Raw genomic sequence first — 13,923 nt, 5'->3', positions numbered from 1 at the left:
AACGCACTCCCGGCCCGCCCCGCGCCACAGATCCTCTCGGGGGTGACCACCGGCCGGATCCCACCGACTGCCCCCCACCGGCAGCCCCTCCCCCTCGGGCCGCCCGCACGGACCACCTCCCGGAGCCCAGCACCGCCCCTCCCTCTCCTGTCACCCGATCGGCGCAATGTCACCCGTCCGGGCCCGTCGGCCGGTTACGGGTCGCGGGGTGGGGGGCCGTTCGGGGGTGACCCGGTTGGCCCTGTTCGGGAGGCGTGGGGGGCGCCGGGGGCGGAGGATACGTAAGAGGCCCGCCAACCGGCGGCACCGCCACGGCCTGCGCACTCGGGAGGATCTGCCGTGACCGTCAGTCTGGAGCAGTTGCGCCGCTGCCACTTCGCCGTCGATCTGGGCGCGGCCCGCACCCGCGTCTATGTGAAGGGCGCCGGCCTCGTCGTGGACCAGCCGTCCGCCGCCGCGGTGAACACCCGCACCGGCGCGCTCATCGCCGTGGGTGAGCTGGCGGAGAGGATGACGGGCCGTACCCCCGGTTACATCCGCGTCGTGCGGCCGGTCTCCGGCGGCACCGTCGTCGACATCGAGATGGCGCAGCGGATGCTGCGCCATCTCCTCGGCGACAAGATCCGCCGCGCGCTGCGCCGCAAGGCGCGGCTGCGCGCCGCCGCCTGCACCCCGCACGACGCCGATCCGCTGGCCCAGCGGGCGACGATCGAGACGCTCGCCGGCCTCGGCGCCCGCCGCGTCGAACTCGTGGACACCCTGATCGCCGCCGCCGTCGGCTGCGGTCTGCCCGTGGAACGCGCCCAGGGCACGATGATCGTCGTATGCGGTGCCGCCGCCACCCAGGTCGCCGTCCTCTCGCTGGGCTCGATCGTCACGGCGGAACGTATCCCGGTCGGCGGCGAGGCCGTCGACCATGCGATCGTGCAACACCTGCGGCACGCGCATGAGTTGGTGCTGCCCAGCCAGTCCGTACGACCGCTGCAACTGGCCCTGTCCGGCAACGGCCTGACCCCGCACGGCCCGGTGTCCACCGTGATCCACGGCCGGGACGTGGCCACCGGTCTCGCGCGCAGCGTGCGGATCGACACCGCCGCCGTGCGCGAGGCCATCCACACCCCGCTGACGGCCGTGCTCGACGGCATCGGCAAGGTGCTGCGGGACTGCCCGCCCGACCTGGTCGCCGACCTCGCCGACGTCGGGATCGTCATGGTCGGCGGTTCGGCGCTGCTGCCCGGCCTGGACGAGATGCTGCGGGAGGCGACCGGGATGCCGGTGAACATCGCCGAACGGCCCGACGTGTGCGCCGTCCAGGGCATCGGCGCGATGCTGGAGGGCAAGATCGAGCCGCTGGTCCTGGACCCGCTGGCCGCTTGAGCCGGGCCCGCGCCACGGCCGTATGACGGGCCGAGCATGATGCTGCCGCTCCAGGCGGAGGGGCGGCTCATCGGCACGCCGGCCCTCCCCCGCCGCCGCGGGGACCGTGCCTGCACGCCCGTGGAACGGCTGCTCGCCACCCGGTCCGCCGCGCACGCGGCCCTCGCCCCGGTGCCACCGCCCTGCGCCGGGCCCTGACCGCGGCGTCGAAACGCCGTGGCGTCACCCGCGTCGAGGTCACGGTGGCCGCGCGGGCGGCCCTGCCGTACGGCCGTGCCGCGGTACGGCTGACCGTCCACGACGACGGAGAGCCGACGGACGGCGAGAAAACGCACGGCGTGGAAACGCACCTCGGGGAAACGCACGGCGCGGAAACGCACGGCGGGGAGACGCACGGCGGGGAGACGGACGGTGCCGGGGGCACGACGGTGCCCTGGCAGTCACCGCTGTGAAGCGCCGGGCCGCTGCACTGTTCAGTACTGTTCAGTACGGCAGGATCCGCCCCGAAGGGGTCCTGCGGTCGATCTCCTGGCCGCGGGGGGCGGCGGGCCGACGGCTGACACGAACACGGATCCGGCGGTCCATGGCGCCCTCCTCATGCTTCCCAGTGCCTCGTCCTGATCGTCCTGCCCAGCCCGGCCCGTGCCCAAGCCCGTCGGACCCGAGATCGACGTGCGAGGGGGGAGCGCGCCGCGCACACGGGGGTGTGGAGGACGGCGCGGCCGACAGGGAAACACCTGGGGCACGACCACGCCCGTTCACCGGGGTGTCTGCCATGCCCCCCGCACTCCACACGGGAGACGCAGGGGGCACATCACGCCCACCCGCCTCCACACCGGCCCCCCGCCTTGGTCGCGACACGGCCGCGGAGGCCACACGGCACCGCCACCCGACGGGGGATGCCCCTTCAGCGACGGCTGGGGGGAACCATGAAGATCCGTACCGTCCCGTGCGCTGTCCTGCTCGCGCTCACCACCCTGACCACTACGAGGACAGCGGGGCCGGTGCCTCAGCCCAGGAGATGGGGAGTTGGATCCACGCCTACCGCGACACCCGTGCCTGGTCACGCATGTTCGGCCAGCAGGAGCGCGGCCACGCTCCCGGCCTCGGTGATCCTGCCGGATCGAACCGCCTCGACGGCATCTTCCAGCTTCCACCGCTGCACCGTCATACCGATCTCGGTCGCGTCACGCTGCGTGTGCCCCGGCCTGAGGCCCGAGGCAAGGACGAGATGGGTCCGTGCGGCCGTGGTCGCGGGAAGCGGGTCGATCACGCCGAGCAGTCGCGTCCGGCCCGCGACCAGTCCGGTCTCCTCTTCCAGTTCCCGAACAGCCGCCGCCCGCGGATCCTGGCCCCCGACACCGCCTCCGGGAAGGTGCAGGACCCGACGCTCCTGGAGATAGAAGTCGTCCTCGACCAGGACGACTTGGCCGTCGTCGTCAAGGGCGACCACCCGCACGGCGTCCTCGACGGCAACGTGCTCGTACGTGTCGGCAACACCGTCCGGTCGGAGCACCGAGTCGCGGTAGAGAGCCAGGAACGGTCCCTGATGCAACAGCTCCCTCGCCGCCCGCACCCACCCCATGCCATCCCTCCAGACACCAGACCGGCCACCACGCCCTGCCCCAGTATGCGAACCGCACGCTTCGGACGAGGGACCAGCCCGGGACCGTACGACGCGGCCGACGGGGGCCGGGGATGACCGCACGGGTGACTACCAGACGGGGGCTGTGCTCGTGGTGCGAGCGGTTCGCCGACGGCATCCAACTGATCCGGACAGACGACGCAGGCTCGGACTCGGCCACGCGTGGCCGGTACACCTGCGGCCCGTGCCGGACGAGGCACCACCCGGCCCCGCTCGCCGACCGCCCCGCCCCCACGCCCCGAGCCGCCGCCTGCGTTCAGGGGTCAGTGCAGGGCGTCGATGGCCTTCACGATCAGCGCGCGCGCCTCGGCCCCGTACACGGCCATGCTGCGCAGTTGCTCGAACGCCTTCAGGTAGAGGGCGATCTCCGACGGCTGGGTGACGTTCACCTCGGCGGAGAGCAGTTCGACGGATACCAGCGTGTCGTCGTGCACGTCGAACGTCTCCTGCGGCCACAGCACCCGCTCGCGCGTCCCTGTGGGGACGATGCCGAACGACACCTGCGGCAGGGCCCCGGCGGTCAGCAGGTAGCCCAGCTGGGCGGCCATCGCGTCCGCGTCGCCGAGCCGGTAGTGGAGCACGGACTCCTCGACGACGAACACGAAGCGATGCCCGGGTTCGTGAATGACCTGCGACCGTTCCAGACGCGCCGCTGCGGCCTCTGCCCCGTCGTCGGGAACTTCCAGGAAGCGGGCGTTCATAGACAGGAGTGCCTTTGCGTAGCCCTCTGTCTGAAGCAGGCCGGGAACCAGGACAGGGGAATAGACGCGCAGTAGTTCCGTCGTCCGGTACAGCTCGGTGTAGCTGTCCTGGAGTTTGGCGAGGCCCGTGCGGACCCGCTGCCGCCACTCACGGTAGAGAGATTCTGCGTGCTGGGAAGCTGCGATGAGATCTGCCGCCTGATCGACGGCCCCGGTGGCGCGGCACCACAGACGGATGTCTGTGGGCGAGGGCGGGGTGCGGGCGTTCTCGATCCGGGACGTCTTGGCGTGGTGCCAGCCGCATTGGGAGGCCAGCTCGGTGACCGTCAGACCGGCGTTTCGTCTCAGGTCCCGCAGCCGTCGCGCCACGTTCTCGCGGGCGCCCTGAGCTGAGGATGACGGAGAGATGGGCATGAGCTGGCCGTAGTGCTTTCTGTCAGTGGATCTCGTAGTGGTCGTGCGGGATGGCGCGCTCCCATACCGTTTCGAACGCGTCGGCGCACTGCTTGACGATGCTGGGTTCCGTCCGCAACTCCATGCCCGGATCTGCCCAGTTGCCGTCACCGGTGAAGTGGTTGAACAGGACGTGCGTCCCGTCGAAGATCCACAGGTCGACGCCGGGCAGCAGCAGGTCGACGGCCTGGCGGCGGGGCAGCCAGCGGACCTGTTCGCCGGCCGTGACGTTGACGACGGTCCCGGCGTGCTCGTAGCGGATGTAGTCGGTGACCGGCTCGGAGACGATCCGGGCGCGGCGCACGACGACGCCTCGGGCCACAGCACGGGAGATCATGTCGACCCAGGGCGCCCAGTACTCCGAGGCGGGGTCAGCGTCCCGCAGGCCGGTGGCCAGCCAGGCGTTGTAGTCGTCGGCCTCATCGCCGACGGCGTACTGGTCGCGCATCTCAAGGTGTACAGCGGAATGCTGTGCAGCCTCCATCAGGTCGTCAAAGCTGGGCACCTTCTGCGGCATTGCATGCCTCCCTCAGAATCTGGATCGCGCGGGCGGGGATGCGGATGACCGTCTCGTGGTCGGGGATACCAGGTGCGTGCCCCGGCGCCGGCGTCTGGACGCACTGGGCGCGGGTGGCGTCGTCGGCGATGTAGCTCTGGATCACGATGTCCGCGGTCTCCAGGTCCACCCAGGCGGTGGGTGACCCGTTCTTTCCGGTTTCGGGGTCGATCCCGACGAACTGTAGGGGCATGGTCCTCTCCGGATCGTCTTGGTGCGTCGCTGTGCACCAACTTCGTGCCGCGCCTGGACACCGTCAAGGGCGCGAACGAGCCACACAGCACGGTGAAGGCGTGTGCGCACATCCATGCACATCGCTGGCTGTGCCGCTGTGCACGCTCCTACCGTCGGCAGGCACGACGAAACCCCGGCGAGGCGGCGGAGCCTCCCGGGGCATGGCCAACGCCGCTGAGGAGCGTCGACATGGCAGAGACTACGCAGACCGAGGCCACCCCCGATAAGCCCACCGCCTACGGCTGGTGCACCTGGCACGAGGGCGCCGCCGACGGCATCCGGCTGATCAGCGCGATCGAGCAGGGCTCCGGGCCCGGGGTGAGCCTGTTCGCCTGCGGTCCGTGCCGCGACCTGTACGGCCTGGTCCCGCTCACCGACCGGTGAACCCCGGCTTCGCCAGCGCGGTCGAGATGCTGCCCATGCCCCGCCGGGAGTTCACGGCCGCGCAACTCGACGGCACCGCCTGCCCCTGGTGCGCACGACCATCCGAGATACCGCTGGGGCCACGGCTGCGGGTAGCCGAGGGGCGCCTGGACCGCTGGTTCCCGCACGCCTGCCTGCCATGCGCTCAGCGGGAGGCCGCACGCGTGCACGCGGTCCACGTGACCGTGTGCCCGCGCTGCACGCACCGCGACTACTGCCCCGACGCGCGCGCCCTACGCCGCCTCGCGCTGGCGTGAGACCGCCGCCCGCCCCTGGCCTGCGGGCGGCACCAGGCCCCGGCCGGACGCCGACCCGGCCGGGGCCGCTCCATGTCCGGCACCCAGAGAAGCCCCCCGCGCCCGCCGCTCGCCCATTGGAGCGGTACTCCCCCGACACGTCGGCGAGTTGCTTGGGGAGCCCCGGCCGTCGTGATCGTCTACGTCTCGGTTGAGCTTCGGCTGAGCTAGCGATCGTGAAGGCCGACGAAAGCCCCTCCAGCACGGAGGGGCCGGCGCTCTGCCGCAGGTGAAAACGTTCCTGCCTCGGTGGGGCGGGTGGGACTCGAACCCACGGCCGACGGATTATGAGTCCGCTGCTCTAACCGGCTGAGCTACCGCCCCATAGCGGCGTGTCGCGTACAAGTGTGCGCGCCGTCTGCCGCAGCATAGCCGCTCATACGATCTCCTGCCTCGGATGGTCGGCTCCGCATGACCTTGAGGACTCCACCCCGCGCCGGGTGGTTCCCGGGATGCGGCACGGACATGAAAAAGGACCCCTGCGGGGTCCTCGTTCAGCATGCTCCCCCGACTGGACTCGAACCAGTAACCTGCCGGTTAACAGCCGGCTGCTCTGCCAATTGAGCTACGGAGGACCGAGCTCCCCCGACTGGACTCGAACCAGTAACCTGCCGGTTAACAGCCGGCTGCTCTGCCAATTGAGCTACGGAGGAATGCCTCAGTGCATCGGACGTACCTCCCTGGGTATCCGCCAGGGGGCGCGCGCTCGCTGCGACACATACATTAGCGCAAGCAGGGGGGTGCTCCGCCAATCGGTACTCTCCTCGCGCCGATGTCGTACCAGCAGACCTACGCAAGGAAAGGGTGGCCGTCATGCGCTACCGGCTCACGTTCGTCGCCGGACTCGCCCTGGGCTACGTACTGGGGACGAGGGCCGGACGCGAGCGTTACGAGCAGCTGAAGAAGTCCGCTCTGCAGTTCGCGCAGAACCCGGCCGTCCGCAACACCGCGGAGACGGCGGCCCAGCAGGGGCGGCAGTTCGCCGGCCGGGCGCTGCACACCGTGAGCGACAAGGTCGGGGACCGCATGCCCGACTCGGTGGCCCACCGGGTGCGCACCCTGCGGGAGCGCACGGCCGGCGGCTCCGGCGGGGACGACTGGGGCACCAGCGCCCCGTAGTCGGCGCAGCCGGCGTGGCCGGCCGCTTCTCGGGTGCCCGGCCGGGCACCCGAGAAGCGATGAACCGCCCACGGCCAAAGCAGACGCCGCGATACGGCAGAATTTCGGTCATGGGGATAGTCGCCGGGTTGGACAGCTCGCCCGATTTCACTCGCATCGTCGTCTGCGACACGGACACGGGGGCCGTGCTCCGGCAGGGCTATGCGCCGCACCCCGTGGAGAGTCCCGGCGGCGGGCGCCCCTCCGACATCGACCCGCAGGCATGGCTGCTGTCCCTGGGCGAGGCGGCCGGCGGCGGATTGCTGGAGGGCGTGCAGGCGATCGGCGTCTCCGCGCAGCAGAACGCTCTGATCCCGCTCGACGGGCAGGGCAACACGGTGCGCCCGGCGCTGGTGGGCGGCGACAAGCGGGCGCAGGTCGCGGCGGCCGACCTGATCGACGCGCTCGGCGGCCGTGAGGCGTGGGCGCAGGCGGTGGGCTCGGTGCCGCAGGCCGCGCACCCGGTGACCAAGCTGCGCTGGCTCGCCCGCAGCGAACCCGAGAACGCGCTGCGCACGGCCCTGCTGCTACAGGCCCACGACTGGCTGGTGTGGCAGCTGCTCGGCCGGCCGGTGCGGCGGACCACCGACCGGGGCGGGGCCTCCGGGACCGGGTACTGGTCGGCGGCCACCGGCGCCTGGCGGCCCGATCTGATCGAGCTGGCGCTCGGTCACCAGGCCGTGCTGCCCGAGGTGATCGGCCCGGCCGACGCGGCCGGTACGACGCCGGAGGGGCTGCTGATCTCCGCCGGGACCGGGGAGACGATGGCCGCGGCCTTCGGGCTCGGTATCGGTCTCGGGGACGCCGTGGTGTCGCTGGGCGCGTCGGGCTCCGTGATGGCGGTGCACCCGGAGGCGCTGACCGACCAGTCCGGGATGATCACCTCGCTCGCCGACGCCACCGGCCTGCACCTGCCGGTCGTCACCACCCTGAACGCCGTACGGGCCCTGCGCGGCACCGCCGAGCTGCTCGGCCTGCCCGATCTGGAGGGGCTGTCCGAGCTGGCGATGAAGTCGACGCCGGGGTCGCACGGTCTGGTGCTGCTGCCCTATCTGGAGGGCGAGCGGACCCCGAACCTGCCGCACACCGCCGGGACCCTGGCGGGGCTGCGGCGCGAGTCGATGCGGCCGGAGCATCTGGCGCGGGCCGCCTTCGAGGGGATGCTGTGCTCTCTCGCGGACGCGCTGGACGTGCTGCGCGGGCGGGGCGTGGAGGTGCGCCGGATTTTTCTGCTGGGTCCCGCGGCCGAGCTGCCCGCGGTGCAGGCAGCGGCGCCCTCGCTGTTCGGCGCACAGGTCGTGGTGCCGCAGCCCGCCGACTACGCCGCGATCGGTGCCGCCCGGCAGGCCGCCTGGGCGCTGGGTGTCTCGCAGGGCTCGCTCGACCCGCGCACCCCGCCCGCCTGGCAGGGCGCGGCGGCGCAGGTGCTGGAGCCGGGGGACGATCTGGCCGTGGGTCAGGCGGTACGCCAGCAGTTCGTGTCGGTACGGGAACAGACCCATCCCGGGGCGTTCCAGGCATAGCGCTCCGCGGGAAGGGCGGTGGAACGTCGTCGGCCGGCTGTGGCACCATCGTGGCCGGTCGCGCAGTTCCCCGCGCCCCCTGTGGGGCGCTGCCCCACCGACGGGTTAATCAGTTGAGGTAACGCGGGTGGAGTGTCCGACGATAGGGGCCAAGGGCGCATCGACCGGCCCCCACTCGCCGACCCGAAGAGACCCAGCGTGCTCATACGACTTCTACGGACCTTTCTGAGGCCCTACAAGAAACCCATAGTTCTCCTGGTGCTGCTGCAACTCCTGCAGACGAGCGCCACTCTTTATCTGCCCACGCTCAACGCGGACATCATCGACAACGGCGTCGTGAAGGGTGACACGGGTTACATCCTGTCCTTCGGCGCGCTGATGATCGGCGTCTCCCTCGCCCAGGTCGTGTGCAACATCGGTGCCGTGTACTACGGCGCGAAGACCGCGTCCGCGCTCGGCCGGGACGTGCGGTCCGCCGTCTTCGACCGGGTGCAGTCCTTCTCCGCCCGTGAGGTGGGCCACTTCGGAGCGCCCTCGCTGATCACCCGTACGACCAATGACGTGCAGCAGGTCCAGATGCTGGTCCTGATGTCGTTCACGCTGATGGTGTCCGCGCCCATCATGTGTGTGGGCGGCATCATCCTCGCCCTCGGCCTGGACGTCCCGCTGTCCGCGGTACTGGTCGCGGTCGTACCGGTGCTGGGCATCAGCGTGACGCTGATCGTGCGCCGGCTGCGTCCGCTGTTCCGGTCCATGCAGGAGCGCCTCGACACGGTGAACCGGGTGCTGCGCGAGCAGATCACCGGCAACCGGGTCATCCGCGCCTTCGTCCGGGACACCTACGAGCAGGACCGGTTCCGCAAGGCCAACGGCGAGCTGACCGACATGCAGCTGGCCACCGGGCGGATGCTCGCGCTGATGTTCCCGATCGTGATGACCGTGGTGAACGTCTCCTCCATCGCGGTCGTGTGGTTCGGCGCCCACCGCATCGACAGCGGCGGCATGGCGATCGGCGACCTGACCGCGTTCCTCGCCTATCTGATGCAGATCGTGATGTCCGTGATGATGGCCACCTTCATGTTCATGATGGTGCCGCGCGCCGAGGTGTGCGCCGAGCGCATCCAGGACGTGCTGGGGACCGAGTCGTCCGTCGTGCCGCCGGCCGCGCCGGTCACCGAGCTGCGCCGGCACGGGCACCTGGAGATCCGCGGGGCCGGGTTCCGCTACCCGGGTGCCGAGGAGCCGGTGCTGAGGTCGGTCGACCTGGTGGCCCGGCCGGGCGAGACGACCGCCGTGATCGGCTCCACGGGCAGCGGCAAGTCGACGCTGCTCGGGCTGGTGCCGCGGCTGTTCGACGCCACCGAGGGCGAGGTGCTCGTGGACGGCGTGTCCGTGGCGAGCGTCGATCCGGCGCTGCTCGCCAGGACGGTCGGTCTGGTGCCGCAGAAGCCGTATCTGTTCGCCGGCACGGTCGCCACCAACCTTCGGTACGGCAATCCGGACGCCAGCGACGAGGAACTGTGGCAGGCGCTGGAGGTGGCGCAGGCCAAGGAGTTCGTGCGGCAGCTGGAGGGCGGCCTGGACGCGCCGATCGCGCAGGGCGGCACCAATGTCTCCGGCGGTCAGCGCCAGCGGCTGGCCATCGCCCGTACGCTCGTCCAGCGCCCGGAGATCTATCTCTTCGACGACTCCTTCTCCGCCCTCGACTACGCCACCGACGCGGCCCTGCGCGGCGCGCTCGCCCGGGAGACCGCCGAGGCCACCGTGGTGATCGTCGCCCAGCGGGTGGCGACCATCCGGGACGCCGACCGGATCGTGGTCCTGGACGAGGGCCGGGTCGTCGGCACCGGCCGGCACAACGAGCTGATGGCGGGCAACGAGACCTACCGGGAGATCGTGCTCTCCCAGCTCACGGAAGCGGAGGCTGCCTGATGGCCGGTCCCATGGGACGCATGATGGGCGGGGCCGGCCCGGACCAGCGGTCGATGGAGTTCACGAAGTCGGGCAAGCGGCTCATCGCCCAGTTCCGGCCCGAACGCCTCACGATCTACGGACTGCTGCTGTGCGTGGTCGTGAGCGTGGGCCTCAGCGTGATCGGCCCGAAGATCCTCGGCAGGGCCACCGACCTGGTGTTCGCGGGCATCATCGGCCGCCAGATGCCGGCCGGGGCCACCAAGGAGCAGGTGCTCCAGTCCATGCGCGAGCGCGGCGAGGGCGCCGTCGCGGACATGCTGAAGAGCACCGACTTCACCCCGGGCCAGGGCATCGACTTCGGCGCCGTCGGCAATGTCCTGCTGTTCGCGCTGGGCACCTTCCTGGTGGCCGGTCTGCTGATGGCGGTGGCGACCCGGCTGGTGAACCGGTCCGTCAACCGCACGATGTACCGGATGCGCGAGGACGTGCAGACGAAGCTGTCCCGGCTTCCGCTGTCGTACTTCGACAAGCGGCAGCGCGGCGAGGTGCTGTCCCGGGCCACCAACGACATCGACAACATCGGGCAGACGCTCCAGCAGTCGATGGGGCAGCTGATCAACTCGCTGCTCACCATCATCGGCGTGCTGGCGATGATGTTCTGGGTGTCGTGGCTGCTGGCACTGGTCGCGCTCGTCACGGTGCCGCTGTCGTTCGTCGTCGCCACCCGGGTCGGCAAGCGCTCCCAGCCGCACTTCGTGCAGCAGTGGCGCTCGACGGGCAAACTGAACGCGCACGTCGAGGAGATGTACACCGGGCACACCCTGGTGAAGGTGTTCGGCCGGCAGGAGGAGTCGGCGCGGCAGTTCGCCGAGCAGAACGAGGCGCTGTACGAGGCGGGGTTCAAGGCGCAGTTCAACAGCGGGATCATGCAGCCGCTGATGATGTTCGTCTCGAACCTCAACTATGTGCTGGTGGCGGTCGTCGGCGGTCTGCGGGTCGCCTCGGGCTCGCTGTCCATCGGTGATGTGCAGGCGTTCATCCAGTACTCGCGGCAGTTCTCGATGCCGCTGACCCAGGTCGCCTCGATGGCGAACCTGGTGCAGTCGGGTGTCGCCTCGGCCGAGCGGATCTTCGAACTCCTGGACGCGGAGGAGCAGGAGGCGGATCCGGTGCCCGGCGAGCGGCCGGCCAAGCTGCGCGGCCGGGTGGCGCTGGAGGGCGTGTCCTTCCGTTACGACCCGGACAAGCCGCTGATCGAGGACCTGTCGCTGAAGGTGGAGCCCGGCCATACGGTCGCGATCGTCGGCCCGACCGGTGCGGGCAAGACCACGCTGGTCAATCTGCTCATGCGGTTCTACGACGTGTCCGGCGGGCGCATCACCCTGGACGGCGTCGACATCGCGCGGATGTCCCGGGACGAACTGCGCTCCGGCATCGGCATGGTGCTCCAGGACACCTGGCTGTTCGGCGGCACGATCGCGGAGAACATCGCCTACGGCGCCGCGCGCGAGGTCACCCGGGGCGAGATCGAGGAGGCGGCGCGGGCGGCCCACGCCGACCGGTTCATCCGTACCCTGCCGGACGGGTACGACACGGTGATCGACGACGAGGGCAGCGGGGTCAGCGCCGGTGAGAAGCAGCTCATCACCATCGCGCGGGCGTTCCTGTCCGACCCGGTGATCCTGGTGCTCGACGAGGCGACCAGCTCCGTCGACACCCGCACCGAGGTGCTGATCCAGAAGGCGATGGCGAAGCTCCAGCACGGCAGGACCTCGTTCGTCATCGCCCACCGGCTCTCCACCATCCGGGACGCGGACACGATCCTCGTCATGGAGAACGGCGCGATCGTCGAACAGGGCGCGCACGCCGACCTGCTGGCGTCCGACGGCGCCTACGCCCGCCTGTACAAGGCCCAGTTCGCCCAGGCGGTCGCCGAGGTCGACTGACCGAGGCCGCCGCTCGGGACGCCGCCTGCGGATTCGGGATCCCGACCACGTCGCCCCGCCGGGCAGCCGCCCGGCGGGGCGACGTGCTGCCCGGTGCGGGCCCCGGGGTCCAGGCGCCGAGACGGACGAGGCCGATCGGCTGCCGTGAGCCGGTCCTGGGGGCGGGTCCCCGCGGGTCCGCGGTGCCGGCATCGGCGCAGGCCGGCGGCGTGGGTGGCGGGAGGGGGCGGGTTCCCTCGACGCCGTGGCGGGCCGCGTGTCGTCCCCGCCGACGGCCTCCCTTGAGGTGGATGGCCCCGGCGTCAGTCGAGGTAGCCGCGTAGTTGGTCGGCGAAGGCGTGGTCGCGGAGTTTGTTGAGGGTCTTGGACTCGATCTGCCGGATCCGTTCCCGGGTGACGCCGAAGATGCGCCCTATCTCCTCCAGCGTGCGGGGCCGCCCGTCGTCCAGCCCGTAGCGAAGCTGGACGACCTTGCGTTCGCGCTCCCCCAGCGTCGACAGCACCGCCTCCAGATGCTCCCTGAGCAGCAGGAACGCGGCCGACTCCACGGGGCTCGCGGCATCGCCGTCCTCGATGAGGTCACCGAGGGCGACATCGTCCTCCTCACCGACCGGCGCGTGCAGCGACACCGGCTCCTGGGCGAGCCGCAGCACCTCGCCGACCCGCTCGGGCGGCAGGTCGAGGTGGGCGGCGACCTCTTCCGCGGTGGGCTCGTGGCCGCGCTCCTGGAGCATGCGGCGCTGCACCCGCACGACCCGGTTGATGAGTTCCACTACATGCACGGGCACCCGGATGGTGCGGGCCTGGTCGGCGAGCGCACGGGACATGGCCTGCCGGATCCACCAGGTGGCGTACGTGGAGAACTTGTAGCCGCGGGCGTAGTCGAACTTCTCCACGGCCCGGATCAGACCGAGGTTGCCCTCCTGCACGAGGTCCAGCATGGTCAGTCCGCGGCCCACGTACCGCTTGGCGACGGACACCACGAGGCGCAGGTTGGCCTCGATGAGCCGGCGCTTGGCCATCCGGCCCAGCACGACCAGCCGGTCCAGGTCGAGGGCGAGCTGGCTGTCCAGGTCGGGGGTGCTGCCCAGCTTCTCCTCGGCGAAGAGTCCGGCCTCGACCCGGCGGGCGAGTTCGACCTCCTCGGCCGCGGTGAGCAGCGGGATACGGCCGATCTCGCGCAGGTACTGGCGGAACAGGTCCGAGGTGGGGCCGCCGGTCTCGGCGCGCGCGGCGGGCGGTTCGACGGGCTCCGGTGCCTCGACGGCAAGCGCCTCGGCGGGCGGCTCGGCGGGCCCGTCCGGCTCTGTCTCGGAGTGCGGCGCGACGCGGCTCCGCGGGGGCACGGCCACGATGACATCGGTCTCGGCGTCCGGCGCGTCCGGCGCGCTGATGTCGGTCTGGGCGAGGGTCTGGGTCTGCACGGGGGCGACCTCCAGGATGATCGCTGCCCGGGTGTGCGGCAGCGGTACGTCGGGGGCGGAGTCGACGGCCTCGCCGCTGTCCGTCCCGTACGAGATGAGCGGAACCGCGGGGACAGGGGACCCGTGGGGGACGGATCTGCCGCGCTCCGAGGACTCAGGCACCGCACCCCAGTGTGGGGTAAGACACATCACCGCCACGAGAGTCGTGCGATGACTTTTTGCGTCCGTTCCGTGACCACCCGATTACTCAGCTCGTTTGACCATCGGACTGAC

Annotated in this window: 13 protein-coding genes, 3 tRNA genes and 1 pseudogene; 9 read left to right on the top strand and 8 right to left on the bottom strand. The window is 71.1% G+C overall.

Annotated elements, in window-relative coordinates; translation table 11 throughout:
- The first annotated feature begins 339 nt into the window (after nt 1-339).
- From AC27LF_RS15820 to AC27LF_RS15810, 3 genes and pseudogenes are all read left to right on the top strand, one after another.
- Nucleotides 340-1,377: a rod shape-determining protein gene (locus tag AC27LF_RS15820; RefSeq protein WP_479658986.1), complete on the top strand. Its 1,038-nt coding sequence runs from the start codon at nt 340-342 to the stop codon at nt 1,375-1,377.
- Nucleotides 1,378-1,404: 27 nt separating this feature from the next.
- Nucleotides 1,405-1,551, top strand: a pseudogene (locus tag AC27LF_RS15815) (histidine kinase); the annotation flags it as partial.
- A gap of 68 nt (nt 1,552-1,619) precedes the next feature.
- Nucleotides 1,620-1,829 (top strand): hypothetical protein, encoded by a 210-nt coding sequence (locus AC27LF_RS15810; RefSeq protein ID WP_479658985.1) that lies wholly within the window; start codon nt 1,620-1,622, stop codon nt 1,827-1,829.
- Nucleotides 1,830-2,440: 611 nt separating this feature from the next.
- On the opposite strand, the gene AC27LF_RS15805 is transcribed toward AC27LF_RS15810, so the two are convergent.
- From AC27LF_RS15805 to AC27LF_RS15790, 4 genes are all read right to left on the bottom strand, one after another.
- The gene (locus tag AC27LF_RS15805) at nt 2,441-2,932 is read right to left on the bottom strand and encodes an NUDIX domain-containing protein (protein ID WP_479658984.1); all 492 of its coding nucleotides are present in this window, start codon (nt 2,930-2,932) and stop codon (nt 2,441-2,443) included.
- A 353-nt stretch (nt 2,933-3,285) separates the two neighbouring features.
- Nucleotides 3,286-4,137 carry a helix-turn-helix domain-containing protein gene (locus AC27LF_RS15800; protein ID WP_479658983.1) on the bottom strand — a complete coding sequence of 284 codons (852 nt, stop codon included), beginning with the start codon at nt 4,135-4,137 and terminating at the stop codon, nt 3,286-3,288.
- Between the two features lie 22 nt (nt 4,138-4,159).
- On the bottom strand, nt 4,160-4,693 hold the full coding sequence (locus AC27LF_RS15795; RefSeq protein WP_479658982.1) for a DUF6879 family protein: 534 nt from the start codon (nt 4,691-4,693) through the stop codon (nt 4,160-4,162).
- Nucleotides 4,668-4,925 (bottom strand): hypothetical protein, encoded by a 258-nt coding sequence (locus AC27LF_RS15790; protein WP_479658981.1) that lies wholly within the window; start codon nt 4,923-4,925, stop codon nt 4,668-4,670. The genes AC27LF_RS15795 and AC27LF_RS15790 overlap by 26 nt, the downstream gene beginning before the upstream one ends.
- 230 nt (nt 4,926-5,155) lie before the next feature.
- Between AC27LF_RS15790 and AC27LF_RS15785 the strand changes: the two genes are divergently transcribed.
- Complete coding sequence (locus AC27LF_RS15785; RefSeq protein WP_479658980.1) at nt 5,156-5,350, top strand: hypothetical protein; 195 nt, start codon at nt 5,156-5,158, stop codon at nt 5,348-5,350.
- Nucleotides 5,347-5,646: a hypothetical protein gene (locus AC27LF_RS15780; protein WP_479658979.1), complete on the top strand. Its 300-nt coding sequence runs from the start codon at nt 5,347-5,349 to the stop codon at nt 5,644-5,646. Before AC27LF_RS15785 ends, AC27LF_RS15780 begins: the two co-directional genes overlap by 4 nt.
- Before the next feature lie 289 nt (nt 5,647-5,935).
- Here the strand turns inward: AC27LF_RS15780 and AC27LF_RS15775 are convergent.
- From AC27LF_RS15775 to AC27LF_RS15765, 3 genes are all read right to left on the bottom strand, one after another.
- A tRNA-Ile gene (locus tag AC27LF_RS15775) sits at nt 5,936-6,009 on the bottom strand.
- Nucleotides 6,010-6,187: 178 nt separating this feature from the next.
- Nucleotides 6,188-6,260, bottom strand: a tRNA-Asn gene (locus AC27LF_RS15770).
- 5 nt (nt 6,261-6,265) lie between these two features.
- Nucleotides 6,266-6,338: transfer RNA gene (locus AC27LF_RS15765), tRNA-Asn, on the bottom strand.
- A 160-nt stretch (nt 6,339-6,498) separates the two neighbouring features.
- On the opposite strand from AC27LF_RS15765, the gene AC27LF_RS15760 reads away from it, so the two are divergent.
- The 4 genes from AC27LF_RS15760 (at nt 6,499) to AC27LF_RS15745 (ending at nt 12,226) form a co-directional block, all read left to right on the top strand.
- Nucleotides 6,499-6,804 carry a YtxH domain-containing protein gene (locus AC27LF_RS15760; protein WP_404033422.1) on the top strand — a complete coding sequence of 102 codons (306 nt, stop codon included), beginning with the start codon at nt 6,499-6,501 and terminating at the stop codon, nt 6,802-6,804.
- Nucleotides 6,805-6,914: 110 nt separating this feature from the next.
- Entirely contained in the window at nt 6,915-8,366 is a 1,452-nt protein-coding gene (locus AC27LF_RS15755; protein WP_479658978.1) for an FGGY family carbohydrate kinase, read from the top strand.
- A gap of 198 nt (nt 8,367-8,564) precedes the next feature.
- Complete coding sequence (locus AC27LF_RS15750; protein WP_479658977.1) at nt 8,565-10,298, top strand: ABC transporter ATP-binding protein; 1,734 nt, start codon at nt 8,565-8,567, stop codon at nt 10,296-10,298.
- On the top strand, nt 10,298-12,226 hold the full coding sequence (locus tag AC27LF_RS15745) for an ABC transporter ATP-binding protein (protein WP_479658976.1): 1,929 nt from the start codon (nt 10,298-10,300) through the stop codon (nt 12,224-12,226). The genes AC27LF_RS15750 and AC27LF_RS15745 overlap by 1 nt, the downstream gene beginning before the upstream one ends.
- A 302-nt stretch (nt 12,227-12,528) precedes the next feature.
- Here the strand turns inward: AC27LF_RS15745 and AC27LF_RS15740 are convergent, their stop codons facing one another.
- Entirely contained in the window at nt 12,529-13,812 is a 1,284-nt protein-coding gene (locus tag AC27LF_RS15740) for an RNA polymerase sigma factor (protein ID WP_479658975.1), read from the bottom strand.
- Between the last annotated feature and the right edge of the window lie 111 nt (nt 13,813-13,923).

It is taken from the genome of Streptomyces diversicolor, from assembly GCF_057537855.1.
The sequence above is the reverse complement of the archived record's forward strand: the minus strand, read 5'-3'. Positions and strand labels throughout refer to the sequence as shown.

Excerpts from the sequence above, each read along its gene's own strand:
- AC27LF_RS15800 (WP_479658983.1), bottom strand. The coding sequence starts at position 4,137 with ATGCCCATCTCTCCGTCATCCTCAGCTCAGGGCGCCCGCGAGAACGTG.
- AC27LF_RS15795 (WP_479658982.1), bottom strand. The coding sequence starts at position 4,693 with ATGCCGCAGAAGGTGCCCAGCTTTGACGACCTGATGGAGGCTGCACAG.
- AC27LF_RS15790 (WP_479658981.1), bottom strand. The coding sequence starts at position 4,925 with ATGCCCCTACAGTTCGTCGGGATCGACCCCGAAACCGGAAAGAACGGG.
- AC27LF_RS15785 (WP_479658980.1), top strand. The coding sequence starts at position 5,156 with ATGGCAGAGACTACGCAGACCGAGGCCACCCCCGATAAGCCCACCGCC.
- AC27LF_RS15760 (WP_404033422.1), top strand. The coding sequence starts at position 6,499 with ATGCGCTACCGGCTCACGTTCGTCGCCGGACTCGCCCTGGGCTACGTA.
- AC27LF_RS15755 (WP_479658978.1), top strand. The coding sequence starts at position 6,915 with ATGGGGATAGTCGCCGGGTTGGACAGCTCGCCCGATTTCACTCGCATC.
- AC27LF_RS15745 (WP_479658976.1), top strand. The coding sequence starts at position 10,298 with ATGGCCGGTCCCATGGGACGCATGATGGGCGGGGCCGGCCCGGACCAG.